This window comes from Liberibacter crescens BT-1 (assembly GCF_000325745.1).
GTDB lineage: Bacteria > Pseudomonadota > Alphaproteobacteria > Rhizobiales > Rhizobiaceae > Liberibacter > Liberibacter crescens.
Genome location: NC_019907.1, coordinates 682,020 through 697,021, shown reverse-complemented (window position 1 = coordinate 697,021; position 15,002 = coordinate 682,020). Strand labels below are relative to the sequence as shown.

The window sequence follows — 15,002 nt, the reverse complement described above, 5'->3', positions numbered from 1 at the left end:
AAATAATTAAATAAAGCACGTATAACATCTAAATTTTAAAACATCTAGACGAAAACATAGATCACATAAAAATTTCTTCATTTCTATGTACAGCATCTTTTATATGTTGTAAACCTTGTAGGATAGGAATCATCTTTTCCTACAGGGAAAAAAAGCTCTTCTATTTTTTGCCAACAATGTGGGTTAATCGGAGGAAAGAATACATCACCCTGAATATCAGAATCTATATATGTGATTTGTAAAACTGTTGCGATATCTATAACCTGAGCATATATTTGTCCTCCACCTATAATAAATATTTTATCTGTATCTTTTTTAAACGCAATATCCAAAGCATCTTTGATAGAAAAAGCAATTTCTATATCCTTAAGGATTAAAGATTGATTACGTGTCACGATAATATTATGTCTTTCTGGCAAAGGCTTTCCTATGGATTGTAACGTCTTGTGTCCCATAATAATTGGCTTACCAATGGTAAGAGACTTAAACCGCTTCATATCAGTGGAAAGTCTCCAAGGAATCTTTCCTTTTTGACCAATCACTCCATTACGTGCCACTGCAGCTATGATTATAATTTCTGGAAAGTTATTCATACTGATACCACTGCAGGAATAGCTCCTTGGGGTCTATAGCCTTCTAAGATAAAATCTTCATATTGAAAATCAAAAATGTTTTTAATATCAGGATTAAGTTTCATAATTGGTAAAGAGCCAGGAAGTCTAGAAAGTTGCAACCTGGCTTGATCAAAATGATTTTTGTACAAATGGGCATCACCAAGTGTATGAATGAATTCACCTAGCTTTAATCCTAATACATGCGCCACCATGATTGTTAACAATGAATACGATGCTATATTAAATGGTATTCCAAGAAAAATATCCCCTGAGCGTTGATAAAGCTGACAAGATAATTTATTCTGATCAATATAAAATTGAAACAAACAATGACAAGGAGGCAAAGCCATTTTATTTAGTAATGATACATTCCAGGCAGACACAACATGACGACGTGAATACGGATCGGTTATTAAATTGTGAATCACAGAAGAGATTTGATCAATAGTACCATTACAATAATCAGGCCAGGAACGCCACTGAACTCCATAAACAGGGCCAAGATCACCAGTCTCATCAGCCCATTCATTCCATATGGTCACGCCATTCCTTTTAAGATATTCAATGTTACTGTCCCCTTTTAAAAACCACAAAAGCTCATAGATAATAGATTTGATATGAAGCTTTTTTGTAGTTAGCAAAGGAAATCCTTGTGATAAATCAAACCGCATTTGATAGCCAAAAATACCACGTGTACCAGTAGAAGTACGATCCAAACGATCGGAGCCATTCTCAAGTACATAACCAAGAAAATCAAGATACTGAAGCATATCAGTTACCTTCTTTTGATACCACAAAGATTTATTTTATCCAGAAATCTGTTTTTGTTCTTTTCAAGAATCTAATTTATGATTCCTGCATAAGAGGACATTTTTACTCTTATCTTTAAATATACGACGCGGCATAAGTTTTCACATATATTTCTCTAAAAGTTTCTAAAAGCTTACTGAAAAGTCATAATTAATATTTACTTAAATTTTGTGAGATATCAGGACGTTTTAATGGAATAGGAGCATTTGTTACTAGTATAGGAAAATTATTAGCAGCTAAACTCGAAAATTTATTTGGTAAACCTACATTGAAATGATGACTTAACTCTTTTGGCAAGGAAAGTTTGATTGAACCATTATTCTTCTTGAAAGAAGATAAAAGAAATTTTTTATCTTTTCCATCCAATCTAGCCTTCCCTAAGTATGTCACACGCATCATACCAACACCTTTATTTTGTATGCTAAGCAGTTCTGCTGCCTTATGAGAAAGATCAATTATTCTTCCTCTATAATATGGTCCGCGATCATTAACACGAACAATTAGAGATGAGCCCGTTTCAAGACTTGTAACACGAGCATAACTGGGTAAAGGAAATGTTGGGTGTGCAGCAGAAGGATAATTTTTATCATAAATTTCTCCATTTGCTGTTAAGCGACCATGAAAGGATTCTCCATACCATGAAGCCATACCTATTTTATCATAGTTTAAATCTTCGTGAGGTTTATACCAAATACCCCTGATATTATATGGTTTTCCAACCATATGATACCCTCCTCCTTTAGGAATATTTCGTCCATAATATACACGCTCACTTGGCTTCACACCATATTCCTTAGAAGAAAAGTATTCTTTACGTGCTATTTTTTTTCTTTGCATGTATGTTGAAGAACAAGAAGTAATACTAAAAGAAATAAAAAAATAGTAATTTTTTTAAAAAAATTAATAAAAGAAGCAGATACTTTCAATTTATTCTCCTGCATTTTATTAAAAAATTGATTTTTGAATAAAATTGTTAATATTTATTTAAAATAATTTACTTATGGTTGAAAATATTGTTGCTTTTTCCAGTATCCTATGGTAGCATTAGGTTAATAAGTAATTAACGCTTTATAAAGTTTCTTTTTGTAGAGCTTTTTAATATGTTATGTGCATGTTTTTTAAACTGTGTATAAAATCAAGCTTCATAAGTGAGCGTCATTTGCTTTAGTAAAAGTTTTAAGATTAACTTTATTCAAACTCGTTTTATATTGTATATAGATTAAAAACGTACTAAATAAAAACGGTAACTTTTTCTACTCAGAAGTCTTTTTGATAGTGGTGTTAACAGCAATTAAATTCAATAACTTTAATCTTCGATCTTACTTCATACACCAGCCTTAAAGGGCTAAAATGTAATATAGATTGTGTCTTTTTTATGATTAAAAAGAAAACGTCACATTCATTATCTGGGCACATACACATAAAGAACGGTTTATTTTTCTTCTCAGATTGTTATTTATACTTTCTATTTCTTTGAACGTAACTCTTCCAACATATAGACAACATCGTTTCTTACCTTGCAAAGATCAACTCTCATATCATGAAAACAGCCAATAGCAGGATAAAGATTTTTTTCTTCCTTTCGAATGAGATACGCAATCCCAGAAGGGATAGGAATAATACCCCTATCTATACATGATTCATTGCTATATAAATCATTAATAAGATCTTCTGTAACCTTTACCAAAGCTTCAGAAGATAATTCTTGAAGACAAAAAAGATATCCTTCTTCAATCTCACTTGAATTTAGTTCTATAAGAGTTTTAGAAATACTCATGCCAGATACGATCATTTCTCTGAGACAATCTTTAATAATTGTCTTGCAAATTTTAGGATTTTTCTGTCTTAGGAAATTTATATCCTTATCCAAATCGGTAATCTTTTTATTAATGTAGTCAAATGTCTTTTGTAGACTTGCAATGTTCTCTTCCAGTCCAGGTTTGACTGTTTTTTTAAAATAGGAATTATAGTCATAATCATATCCTTTTAAATGCCTTGCATTTAAAATGCTCCTGTAATGAAACATATATCTTCTCTATCTGTTTAAAATATGGAATGTCGATGAACTATATTCATCTGGTTCTTTATATGAATATAGTTTTCCCTTATTTATGCCGAAACAATGTTTAAAGGTATTAGACAAGAAGAGTTTTAGGAGGATAATTTCAACACGCAACCTGATTAATACAACAATAGTTCTCTAGAGAAACTGCATTTACTGTTGTTCATATCCAATGGATCCATGAATTGTTTTCTTAAAATTCATTTCTGTGATAAACGGCTTATAATCATATTGATCCCATCTTTGAAGTAAAAACCATATTCTAAAAATTCTGAAAAGATGATACAATTTGTTTTGTATATCACCATCATCAAGCCCGAAATGATCTTGTGCCCAGAAAGAAATGTTTGCAGCAAAACTCCTTTCTGTTATATCAAGAGATTCTATTGTTATACGCAAGGACCATATGTCATGAATGCATATTGCCAAGCCATTAATAAAATCACATAATCTATTAAAATGTGGAACATTGATCTGTGAAAGAGAAGAGATTATTTTGTCTTTCTTATCTCTCTCTATAATTTTTTTCTCCCAATTAATGTTTTCACAAATTGTTTGTTCTATTTTTTGTAATATCAGGGATATCCCTTGGTGTTCGCTTAATCCCTTGTTTATCAAAGGATCTGTAAAAATAGACTGGGTATTTTCCTCCATATGATCAATCATTTTAAGAATGATCTGTTTATATTTTCCGTAAAACGAAAAAAAATGCGAAAGTTTACGAAATTCTTCGAATAAAATCTTAGCGCTGGCAATTTTATCTTCTGTTAAATACGGGTTGATCTTTCTTGAGAAAAAAATCAGCCTATAATTTTCTTTCATCTCCTCTTCGCTGATATCTCCATGCTTCATATCGTCAGCATGATAATCATTCATTTTCTCCTGAGTACTAAAAATTAAAAAGGGAAATTTTATTATACTATCCATCTCTTTTTTCTTTTCAAGAATCCATAATTAGAGCATTTGTTGCATGATTAATTTTTATATATTAATATTCTTTCAATTAAAACCCCTTGATTTTCAAGGCTTTCATCATCTGTTTAGTCGCACCTAAAAAGGTAAGACTTTTTGGTCATTTCCCGCATCCTTTATTGTTATCAGAGAAGGAAGCAGGAAATGGTATAATTCTTAATCTTTTACAGCCTTGATCATCCAGAAGTCGCTACAAATCTTCGTGTCAAGGATATAGGCATAAGGCATATAGAAGTATCCTTTTTCACCTATATTTTCTCCCCATGAGTTGCGGAACTTGAACAGTTGCTTTTTATTGTCATAGCCCACACAGAGAACAGCATGTCCACCAATAATTTTTGAATCCGAGGCAGGAAGAGGGATAACAGTTGCAAGAGGTTTCCTGTACCAGTTATCAAAAACGTTAAACCCAAACGTGAATGGATGACCAGAAGCCAGACAGGATTGCAGATGATAAAGGTTCTGCTTCACACGACTGTAACTGCTTATCTCGTATTTTCTGGCATCCTTATAGGCTTGTGCAGAAGGTTGGGTTACCGGTTTTGAGCCCGCAAGAACCAATCCTGCCTTAATCGTAAACCGGAAACGGGATTTTGATTTCTATTTCTTCAGGAAGAACCTTCAGTGTTTCCAGCTCACGAAGTTCCTTTTGAAGAAGCTCTTCCGCCTGCTCTCTGGTAATCGTGGTAAAATGTTCTCCTGGCTTTATCAGATGACCATAGCCAATGGTTAGAAGACCTGCAGTGTCCTTGTAGACATGTGCATCAAAGCCCTTCCAGTGATTTGATTGACTCCGCCGTATGATCCTGAAGACCCTGAAAGATAATCAATCCATCGCCTGGAGTCTGTATACGATCCCGAAAAACCTTGAAGCCGTGTTTTGCTCCCAATCCAAAATCAACAAGCTTCTTCTCAATCAGACGTTTCGCCGATTGTTCAAGTGACTTCTGAACCTCTCGAACACAAACAGATAAAAGTCCAGGGGTTAATAAATGATCCTCAACCAAAAGCTCTGCAAAAAAATGTGACTTCCCTGAACCACGTCCCCCATAAATACCCTTATACGGCGCAGGCGCCAGCAATGCTTTAAAAGCCTCAGCCGTCTTTATGCTCAGGTTTGACAACTATTCTCTCTATCCTGTGAATATGCTTTATGGCAGAACCATCTTCGTCTCCAGAAACCTTTAAAATGGCAGGAACCAACGAGGATATAATCTTCAGGTATCCTTCTGGTCTTTTATTCCTAACCTTCTCAATGCTTTTTATTCGGATAGCAAACGTACGTACTGAAATAGCAGAAGTCAGAACCGAAATCTCTCATGTAGAGAATCGTTTATCCAAGGAAATTTCCAGTACCAGAAATGATCTACTCACCGAGATGAAATATAATCTCATCCTTACCTTCGGTGCTCTCATCGCTGTCGCCCTTGGTCTGGCTGGACTCATGGCAAAAGGCTTTCATTGGATTTAAACCTTACGCACTGATGCAATCCCTACCAGTCACTTTTGGCGTACAAACAAAAATTCATACCACCACCCAGTTATCCAAAACAATCGTGCGTGTACAGTAAGATTTTACTCGATTTAAAGTATATAATAATCAATATTACATACAAATATTAATTACTACTACATGAAAAATATTGAACTCAATAAAAATTCTCTTTTTCATATGTTTTTATATATTAGGAAACATCTATTATGCAAAGAAAGTTAAATCACGATACTCAAAACGGCTCAGCCGTTTACTCACCGCTAACCTTGAAAATATACGACTGGTGGGTGCTCGGGTTTTCTAATTCGTACGTATGGCGGTGTCCAACAAGTTCAGTGTTACTTCCTTTCTTCCAAAAATACCTCAGTGCAAACCATCTCGATGTAGGAGTCGGCACTGGCTATTATTTGGCACATAGTTTCTTGTTCAAAGAACAAAAGATTGCTTTATTCGACTTAAACTACAACAGCCTTGAGGCAACACGCAACCGAATTAAGCATTTTCAGCCTTTATTAATACAAGAAGATATTCTTAATCCTACTGAGAAACTAGGAAATCAAAAGTTCGAATCCATTTCTCTTTTCTACTTACTCCACTGCCTGCCAGGCAATATGCCTATAAAAGCAGCAGCGGTATTTGATTTTCTGCGTCAACACTTAACTGCAAACGGTACGCTATACGGCGCTACCATTCTTGGAGACCAAGTTATCCATAACTGGCTAGGCTGTAGATTAATGAATCTTTATAATAAAAAAGGAATTTTTGATAATCAGCACGATACGTTAGCTGATCTTGAAGCAACCTTATCTCGCTTTTTTAAAAAAATTAGCGTAAGACAACATGGAAAAGTAGCAATGTTTACTGCCAAGCTACCAACTTAGTCGGTTATCTGTTCTTTATTCTAGGCTGATGGCTCTTCTTCTCACAAACGAAACAATACCCTGAAAACGCATACCATGACCTCCGCCTTGTCCCTGAGCCACATTTTTATGCCTGTTACAAGAGAAGGCTGTGTAATAGAAACACCTACATAATCAGCATTTCCTATAGCTTCTCCATAGGACTCTAATACATCCTGCGCCTGTTCTAACGATAAGACGATAACGTTGACAGGTATTGTTCTGAAGTGTCTTTGTTATCTTGATCAGGCCCAAAGATGTTGGGGGCGAAGCTCGTGTATCGATTATTCGTAACAAATATTATTCTTTAAGTATAAATATAAAGTCAACACCTAAAGCATAATATTTTATGCATAATGTATATTATAGAAAATTTAAATGATGTTGGAAAAAGGCTTAAAGCTGCAAGAAAATACGCAGGATACAACACTGCAAGAGAAGCATCCGAAGCTTTAGGTATTAAATATCAGACATACGCTGCACATGAAAATGGTCATCGTGGAGTAGTAAGAGCTTGCGAGATATATTCGAGAAGATACAAAGTGTCTTTAGATTGGCTCTTGCGTGGATTAGGTAAAGGACCTGGAAACTTTAATAGCCCTCTGGATTGTAAATTTGATGAGTTTTTAAAGCTTTATGAAGTATCTGATGATCGATCTAAAGCTCAAGCATTAAGAAGTGCCATAGCTATTCTTTCAGAGGAACCAATAGATACCACACATTCAACTGCTTTTAACAATTCAACACCATCTAAAAGCAGAAAAATAACTGCCGCCAACCTTACAAAAACCTCAAAAACACTAGAGGAAGTTAAACAAGGAGGAATAATGAGTGAGGAGAATGCGGTTGAGAAAAACAGCAAAATTTTTAGCAATTAATTATAAATAAAATTTAATTCATTATAGCAATTTATAACAGAGTTATCTGAGATAACTCGAATACCTATGCCTTTATTGTGGGTTTTGGCTATAAATCGTACTATAGTTAACTTTAGAGGTTCCGTGGCATAAAAGTTGTTAACAAGAAAATTTTTAGGATTGCAAGAAATCCTCATTCTAATCGTGAAAAGTAAATAACAGGCTTAACAGGAAAATATAAACTTCTTTAATATTTCCTTGAAGGCTTTAGTTTAAGTATTGGTTTTTCTATGTAGTTGTATGAAAGAAAAGAAAAAACAATCGTTAATAATAGTGATAATAAAAAATTTAAGGAGAAAGAAATTTTTGAACCATACAAGGAAGAAATAGTTTGTTGAACTGGGAACCCATAAATATATACTCCATATGACAAGTCGCCTATATATTCTTTTATTCTAAAAAAGAATGGTATTTTATAAATACCTAAAAGTAAAATACAAGGAGGTAAAGACATTTCGAATATTAGGTTTTGGTACCCTATTTTAAAAAATATAGCTGAGCTAATAAAAAAGAACAACATAACGTATATTGGTTTTTTTGTTAACAAATTTATATTATAGAAAAAGAATAAGCCGTATATAAATTCAAAAATAAGCCACTTAGTTCTTGATAAAGGTTTTACAACATGAAGAATTATTGAAAAAATCAAAAGGATAAATATTCTTGAACGTTTTTTAAAGAATCCAAAAATACCAAATACCATTACTAAAATGTAACAGTATATTTCTGCTGGTATAGTCCATATACTACCATTTACAACTTTAGGAAAAGGGTTTTTTATAAAAACACCTGGTAATTCACTATGATACATTTTCAGGATAAGAGGAAAAAAATATTTTATAAAAATAATATTAACAAAATAATGATGTATTTTATAATTTGTTAAAAACGGGCCAAGAATAAAAGCTGTGATTAACAGCATAAATATTATGGGGGGGGTAAACCCGAAGAAATCTTTTTAGGATAAATCTTATCCATGAGGGGTCTTTCTCCCAGCTTTGTGAAATTAAAAAACCGCTTATCGAAAAAAATATAACAACCCCTAAAAACCCAAAGGTTTGGTTTGGGAAGATAATTGGTTCATGAAACCCATCTAAAACAAATTGGTGGCTGCAAAAAAACCATAAGCGCAGCAAGAAGACGTAAAAAATCGAAATTATTTTCGTAATCTTTGGTGTCGTTGCTACACATTCTTACGTCTCTAACTTACAATACAGAAATCTGTAATATAATCAATTAATAGGAAAATGCTTAGTAGGTTTTAAAAAATACGATATCCCTGCAACAACTATTGCTGTTACAAGAGGCATTAAATAAGTAGATATATAACGTAGGGTGACCAAAGTTGACTTCAGCTCAATAAAATTGTTCTCTTGTTTGTTTATTTTATCAACGAGACTGCTGTTAACGGTGTTTACCTTATCGGCAAGGGCATCAAATTTAGCTTCAATTTTGTCAAACTTGGCATCAAGTTTATTTTCTAGTTTATCAAAACGGTCGTTCAGGCCTTTAAAACCTTCTTCGAGATGCGTTACCCTGTTATCTAAAGATATTTCTGACATTTTCTCATCCATTAAGAAAAAGCTATCCTTTTTATGTGTCTTGTGGAAAGCATTTTTTCTTGTGGCATCCAAAATTTTTTTTGCTATATCTTCTGGATTATTAGGACGCAGAGGAATCACATTTTCGTAAAATTCATTAGACATTGAATAACCACTATGAATTAATATTGTCATCTATTGATGATAAGTGCTGTATAAGCAGCGTCATACAGCTATGGGTGTAAAGAATTTTTTTTAAACGTTCAACTGTTTGATGGTCTTGTTGAGTTACGGATAATAACGCTAGAGTGGTTTCGAATGAAAAATCCCTCAATGCATTTAATTAAAGCTAAAATTTTTAGATATTCTGTACGTGTTACATACTTCGTTTTATCTTCTTCGCTCATTCCCTTGCAATCTTTCAGTTGTACCCTGTAATGCTTCTCTTTATAGAATCACTACCTTTGATTAAAAGTATCAATTCTATCAACAAAAGAGTCAATGAATTTTACACGGATGCTGTGGAAATTTCCTGCTTGACCTTTGTACGATGGCAGAGAAACGCGAGGGGTTTATGAGGATTAAATCTTGTGAAAACCTTTGGTCATTAATCCAGACAACCCAACGATTCTTGCAATCAGTAAGCCAAATATAAGATATGAAATGTTGTAGATTTTATCAACTAACCGTTTCTCAACTGTGGGTATCCCCGTTCTCGTCTTGGTTAATTTCTATAGAAGAACAATATACATTCAACATATTTAAACTTTTAGTTAAAAAAATTTTAAAAGCTGCAAGAATATCATATACATTTTTAACTCGAATCATATATGGGTAGGAATTCAATTAAGGGAGAGTGAAAAATGAAAAGATTTTTAATGCTTTCATTGTTGGCAAGCACTGCAAATTTTGCTTATGCCGCTGACGCCGTGAATAATGTAGATAATATTCCTCATGCTGCGTCACAGCCCACGGGTTCGAATTCTGGTAATTTCTCTTGGGAAGGCGCATACGGCGGTGTTCTAGGTGGTGTTAGCGCAGCAAGATATAAAGACCCAGTCACAAGTACGTCTAATGAGCCAGAGAAATTAAATATCACCAGCCCGGCTATTGGTGGTTTCGCAGGTTTTAATTTCCAACAAGAAAATATTGTTTATGGCGTGGAAGGCGACCTTGGTTATGCTTTTAAAAAGAAAAAACTTAGTTTCACAATAGATGGTAGTCCTACAATAAACGTCAACGCCAAGGGAAGTACAGAACTTTATGGTTCTATAAGAGCCCGCTTAGGATATTCACTTGATAGGGCCCTCGTATATGCTACGGCTGGGTGGTCTTTTAGCAAGGCCAAGTTCACTCAGGACATTAATTCAGTGATCAATAAGAAAACATTCAACGGGCCGACAGTAGGCGTTGGTGTTGATTATGCCATTACCGATAATATTTTTGCCCGCGCAGAATACCGTTTTGCCTCATTCAGGAAGAAAGAAAGTACTAAGGCTCAGCAACAAACACTCCTTGCTGGAATCGGTTACAAATTCTAAAGTTTCGTTCTCCTTATTAACGAACCACAAAGCTGTCATCGTCAGATGACAGTTAGGGGTCTTCCTCTTTACTCTCTTTCCTAACTCCTCCAGTTCATTTACTAACCCGCCCTTAATCGTTACAGCGGTGGGCTAGTAAGCCACACGGGGTACCCCCCTCACCGCTGCAACTAAACTCTATGAAATATTTTCGGGGGTGTAAAGGAAAAATATACGTAAAGAATATTTTTATTCTGACAATTAAATATACATTAAGAATATTAATCCCATCACCCAACCCTGAGGTCTACACCAGAGCTGCCGATAAAACACGGCTCGCTTATCAAGCTGCAAAAAAGCTCTCAAAAGGAATTTAGGTAAGACTAGGCCATAAAGAAAACTCAGCAAAATCAATGGGGCGATTTTGATCGCACCTTGGCTAAAACCCTTGGTTTTCAGGGTATGTATTTTTTGTTCTTGAACCTAAAATTGACTATAAAAGAAATCTCTCAAAAATGGAGATAAAACCAAAAAATAAATCATTATTTATTGAAATCAATAAAGTGATTTATGTTTTACCTTATCATAAGGCATTGATTTTAATGCTTTATAAGAGTAAGATATAATAAAATAAGTTGTTTCTTATGTGATATTCTTCTGTAAAAGAATTTATGATAGCAAAGGTCTGATGATGTTTATCATCGCTGGTCTCGGTAATCCAGGTTATAAATATCTTGATAATCGTCATAATATTGGTTTTATGGCTGTCAATGCTATTCATTCTGCCTATGATTTTTCTCCTTGGAAAAAAAAATATTCTTCAGAAATATCAGAAGGAAAATTGGACGGCATAAAAACCTTTCTTTTAAAACCACAAACTTTTATGAACTGTTCTGGTAAAGCCATTGAAAGCCTAATGCAATTTTATAAGCTATCCATAAGTAATTTCCTAATCATTCATGATGACCTTGATTTACCTTCTGGCAAGGTACGTTTAAAAACTGGAGGAAGTGATGGTGGACATAATGGATTAAAGTCTATTAGTAGCATCTGTGGCAACGATTATAAACGCCTACGTCTTGGTATTTCTCATCCAGGCTCAAAAGAACTTGTTGTTCAATATGTTTTAAGTGATTTTTCAAAAGACGAAAAAACTTGGTTATATCCTTTGTTAAAATCTATTTCTTGTCATATTCCATTACTTGTAAAAAAAGAAGATTCATTATTTTTAAACCGACTTTTATCCCCCTTTACTCCACCAAACACCCCCTTATTGCAATTCTGAGCGTATATCTTTAACCTTCATAAGAAATAATAAGATTGATTTAAAGTAGGTGTTGATTAAATATAAATACCAAAATACTTTTGACCTTATTATCTGGCTTTGTTTAATAAAAGACTATAAAAATTATTATAAAAAGGTTTATCTTATGGGTTTTAAATGTGGCATTGTAGGACTTCCCAATGTTGGTAAATCAACACTTTTTAATGCACTAACACGCACCGCAATAGCTCAAGCAGAAAATTATCCATTTTGTACAATAGAACCAAACACAGCTGAAGTCGGAGTACCTGATGCACGCATGCATATACTTGCAAAGATAGCAAGCTCTAAAGAGTTGATTCCTGCTCGTATCTCCTTCGTAGACATCGCAGGCTTAGTACGTGGTGCATCAAAAGGTGAAGGTCTTGGAAATCAGTTTCTTGCTAATATCCGTGAAGTTGATGCCATTCTACATGTACTGCGTTGTTTTGAAGACAAAAATATTGCCCATATAGAAAATCGCATTGATCCTGTCTCTGATCTCGAAACTGTAGAAACAGAATTAATGCTGGCTGATATTGAAAGACTTGAGCGTCTCATTGAAAAGACACGTAAAAAAAGTGGGAAAAATATTCAAGACTTACCAAAAATGCAATCACTAATTGATTCATCTTTAAAATTTTTACATGACGGGAAACCTGTACGAAACCTATTAAAATCCCTGGATGCTGAAGAATTGAGTATGCTAAAAAGCTTCAATCTTTTAACATCGAAACCTGTTCTCTATGTCTGCAATGTATCAGAGAGTGATATATTGATAGGTAATGCCTATACGAAAGCTATATCAAGCCTGGCATCAACACAATCAACAAATTCAATAATTGTATCTGCTGCAATTGAATGTGAAATAGCGCAACTTCCTGAAGAAGAAGCTCTTCTCTTCATGAAAGAATTAAACTTTTATGAGTCAGGACTCGAAAGACTCATTCGCTCTGGATACCAATTGCTCAATTTAATAACATATTTTACAGTAGGCCCTAAAGAAACACGTGCTTGGACAATTCCTAATGGAACAAAAGCACCACAGGCTGCAGGTGTTATTCATTCTGATTTTGAACGCGGTTTTATACGTGCTTTGACGATTTCTTATGAAGACTATATCTCTTTAGGAGGAGAAAATGGTGCTAAAGAAGCTGGTAAAGCTCGTGATGAAGGAAAAGAGTACCTGATTCAAGATGGAGACATTATTCATTTTAAGTTCAATACTTAAAAATGATAGTTAAATCCCGTATCCAAAATAAGATACGAGAGTATAAACAAAAAATTTTATTGATTACTTTATCATAATAAAACCATATCATTCCCATTGATAGCCAATGAAACTCCATATCTGTAGTATTGCATTTATTGCAGAAAAAATGTTTTATTTACAATTCTTAATGTTTTTTAATGCTGCTGAAATACCTTCTAAAGAATATGAATATGTTGTCGTAGTTCCACGCCCTGATTTTGCAGAAATATTCATTTTTTTACCCGTTTTCATAGCATTAATTAACTGAGGTTCTTCAGCTGCATTTTCAAGCCATGCACCTTTATCACGTGTAAACATTATAAACTTTTTACTATCAATCTGAACAGTTACTTTTGATTTACTATATAAATTATAACCTGCCATTAATTGAGGTTCGTATGAAACCTTATTTCCAGGTTTTTGAGAAACAATAAAAAAGTTTTTCCCATGATCCACACTAGCAGGCGCTTTTTCGACAGGAACTGAAACTATATAACAAATCTTACCTTGTTTGGAATTATAATAATATGAACCCCACGCCTGAAACTGTTGAATAAAGGTAGGTGCTTCAGCATAAGCAATTTTTGTACTGATTATAATTATAAAAAAGGCAAGAATACGTGCTATGATATTAATAAACATTAGCTTACCCACTTTCTATTAAGAATATTTGGACTTGATAAAAATCCAATCTACTAAATACGTGATATTAATATTAGTTAAAAAATCTTTAGATTTATTAAATAAGTAATAATTTTTTATAAAATTTTTAAACAATTTTTCATGACTACCGTAAATATCTCATTACTCTTTCATAAAAGCTATACTCTAAAATTATTTTATATCACGAAATAACATTTTCATTAAAAATTTCTGATGAATCCTTTTAAATATTTTATATATTCTAAAATAAAAATTACTTTAATATCATCATGGCTATGACCGTTTTATAAATTATTGGTCTGAAAATAAAATATGACATCAACAATGAAATCAGAAATATCTTGCAATTTCAGTATTCTTCTTAATGGAGATCTTGTTATAACAAAACGTCTTTTGGATTTCATAAATGGGCGCCGTGTTATCGCAGTCGATGGAGGCATACGACATGCAGATACATTAGGTATTATACCGGAATTATGGATTGGAGATTTTGATTCTTCTAATGATACCCTTCTTGAAAGATGGAAATTCATAGAACGGGTCTCCTATATCCCAGAAAAAAATAAAACAGATAGTGAAATCGCTATAAATAAAGCTTTAGAAATGAATGCAAAAAGTATTTTGCTTATAGGAGCTTTCTCTGGTCAACGCTTTGATCATGCTCTTCAACATTTAATGCTATCTATGTCATTGATTAATCGCAATATTCAAATCATATTAACTTCAGGTAATGAAGAAGCTTTTATCCTTACTCCTGGAAAACAGAGCTTTGATTTACCTCCTGGAAGTTTATTTTCTGTGATTGCTCTTTCAGATATAGAAGGTCTTACTATCTTTGGTGCACGATATCTCTTAAATAATTTTTTTTACCCTTTGGTTCATCCCGTACTCTTTCAAATAATGTAGAAAAAGAAATTACTATCATGATTAAAAAAGGTCATGCCTTTCTCCTTT

At 33.6% G+C, this 15,002-nt stretch carries 18 protein-coding genes; 7 read left to right on the top strand and 11 right to left on the bottom strand.

Annotation, left to right across the window (positions count from 1 at the left end; genetic code table 11):
• Positions 1 to 83: 83 nt before the first annotated feature.
• From B488_RS03085 to B488_RS03055, 8 genes are all read right to left on the bottom strand, one after another.
• Positions 84 to 593 carry a dihydrofolate reductase gene (locus B488_RS03085; protein ID WP_015273054.1) on the bottom strand — a complete coding sequence of 170 codons (510 nt, stop codon included), beginning with the start codon at positions 591 to 593 and terminating at the stop codon, positions 84 to 86.
• Positions 590 to 1,384, bottom strand: coding sequence for a thymidylate synthase (locus B488_RS03080; protein WP_015273053.1), 795 nt, complete (start codon positions 1,382 to 1,384; stop codon positions 590 to 592). The genes B488_RS03085 and B488_RS03080 overlap by 4 nt, the downstream gene beginning before the upstream one ends.
• Before the next feature lie 190 nt (positions 1,385 to 1,574).
• A complete protein-coding gene (locus B488_RS03075; protein WP_425277613.1) occupies positions 1,575 to 2,207 on the bottom strand; it encodes a septal ring lytic transglycosylase RlpA family protein in 633 nt (210 codons plus the stop codon).
• 682 nt (positions 2,208 to 2,889) lie between these two features.
• Positions 2,890 to 3,450: a hypothetical protein gene (locus tag B488_RS03070; protein WP_041770659.1), complete on the bottom strand. Its 561-nt coding sequence runs from the start codon at positions 3,448 to 3,450 to the stop codon at positions 2,890 to 2,892.
• 189 nt (positions 3,451 to 3,639) lie between these two features.
• Positions 3,640 to 4,413: a DUF3289 family protein gene (locus tag B488_RS03065; protein WP_051012110.1), complete on the bottom strand. Its 774-nt coding sequence runs from the start codon at positions 4,411 to 4,413 to the stop codon at positions 3,640 to 3,642.
• Between the two features lie 201 nt (positions 4,414 to 4,614).
• Positions 4,615 to 5,031, bottom strand: a complete 417-nt coding sequence (locus tag B488_RS03060) for a C1 family peptidase (protein ID WP_081583169.1) — start codon at positions 5,029 to 5,031, stop codon at positions 4,615 to 4,617.
• A complete protein-coding gene (locus B488_RS07495) occupies positions 5,027 to 5,185 on the bottom strand; it encodes a lysozyme family protein (RefSeq protein WP_425277616.1) in 159 nt (52 codons plus the stop codon). Before B488_RS07495 ends, B488_RS03060 begins: the two co-directional genes overlap by 5 nt.
• Positions 5,186 to 5,222: 37 nt before the next feature.
• On the bottom strand, positions 5,223 to 5,582 hold the full coding sequence (locus B488_RS03055) for a phage terminase large subunit (RefSeq protein WP_015273047.1): 360 nt from the start codon (positions 5,580 to 5,582) through the stop codon (positions 5,223 to 5,225).
• 29 nt (positions 5,583 to 5,611) lie between these two features.
• Between B488_RS03055 and B488_RS03050 the strand changes: the two genes are divergently transcribed.
• The 3 genes from B488_RS03050 (at position 5,612) to B488_RS06840 (ending at position 7,730) form a co-directional block, all read left to right on the top strand.
• Positions 5,612 to 5,929, top strand: coding sequence for a hypothetical protein (locus tag B488_RS03050; protein ID WP_015273046.1), 318 nt, complete (start codon positions 5,612 to 5,614; stop codon positions 5,927 to 5,929).
• 290 nt (positions 5,930 to 6,219) lie between these two features.
• Positions 6,220 to 6,834: a class I SAM-dependent methyltransferase gene (locus tag B488_RS03045; protein WP_244422710.1), complete on the top strand. Its 615-nt coding sequence runs from the start codon at positions 6,220 to 6,222 to the stop codon at positions 6,832 to 6,834.
• Positions 6,835 to 7,208: 374 nt separating this feature from the next.
• Positions 7,209 to 7,730: a helix-turn-helix domain-containing protein gene (locus B488_RS06840; protein WP_051012109.1), complete on the top strand. Its 522-nt coding sequence runs from the start codon at positions 7,209 to 7,211 to the stop codon at positions 7,728 to 7,730.
• Positions 7,731 to 8,641: 911 nt separating this feature from the next.
• On the opposite strand, the gene B488_RS07490 is transcribed toward B488_RS06840, so the two are convergent.
• Together B488_RS07490 and B488_RS03030 are read right to left on the bottom strand one after the other, a co-directional pair.
• A complete protein-coding gene (locus B488_RS07490) occupies positions 8,642 to 8,926 on the bottom strand; it encodes an acyltransferase family protein (RefSeq protein ID WP_425277615.1) in 285 nt (94 codons plus the stop codon).
• Positions 8,927 to 9,001: 75 nt separating this feature from the next.
• Complete coding sequence (locus tag B488_RS03030) at positions 9,002 to 9,505, bottom strand: hypothetical protein (RefSeq protein WP_144049196.1); 504 nt, start codon at positions 9,503 to 9,505, stop codon at positions 9,002 to 9,004.
• Between the two features lie 668 nt (positions 9,506 to 10,173).
• Here B488_RS03030 and B488_RS06835 point away from each other — a divergent pair.
• From B488_RS06835 to ychF, 3 genes are all read left to right on the top strand, one after another.
• Positions 10,174 to 10,851, top strand: coding sequence for an outer membrane protein (locus B488_RS06835; protein ID WP_015273041.1), 678 nt, complete (start codon positions 10,174 to 10,176; stop codon positions 10,849 to 10,851).
• Between the two features lie 667 nt (positions 10,852 to 11,518).
• On the top strand, positions 11,519 to 12,115 hold the full coding sequence (pth, locus tag B488_RS03020) for an aminoacyl-tRNA hydrolase (protein ID WP_244422709.1): 597 nt from the start codon (positions 11,519 to 11,521) through the stop codon (positions 12,113 to 12,115).
• Positions 12,116 to 12,260: 145 nt separating this feature from the next.
• On the top strand, positions 12,261 to 13,364 hold the full coding sequence (gene ychF / locus B488_RS03015) for a redox-regulated ATPase YchF (protein ID WP_015273039.1): 1,104 nt from the start codon (positions 12,261 to 12,263) through the stop codon (positions 13,362 to 13,364).
• Positions 13,365 to 13,517: 153 nt separating this feature from the next.
• Here the strand turns inward: ychF and B488_RS03010 are convergent, their stop codons facing one another.
• Positions 13,518 to 14,027 (bottom strand): invasion associated locus B family protein, encoded by a 510-nt coding sequence (locus B488_RS03010; protein ID WP_015273038.1) that lies wholly within the window; start codon positions 14,025 to 14,027, stop codon positions 13,518 to 13,520.
• Positions 14,028 to 14,372: 345 nt separating this feature from the next.
• Here B488_RS03010 and B488_RS03005 point away from each other — a divergent pair, with 345 nt between their 5' ends.
• Positions 14,373 to 14,954 carry a thiamine diphosphokinase gene (locus B488_RS03005; protein WP_244422708.1) on the top strand — a complete coding sequence of 194 codons (582 nt, stop codon included), beginning with the start codon at positions 14,373 to 14,375 and terminating at the stop codon, positions 14,952 to 14,954.
• Positions 14,955 to 15,002: the final 48 nt, after the last annotated feature.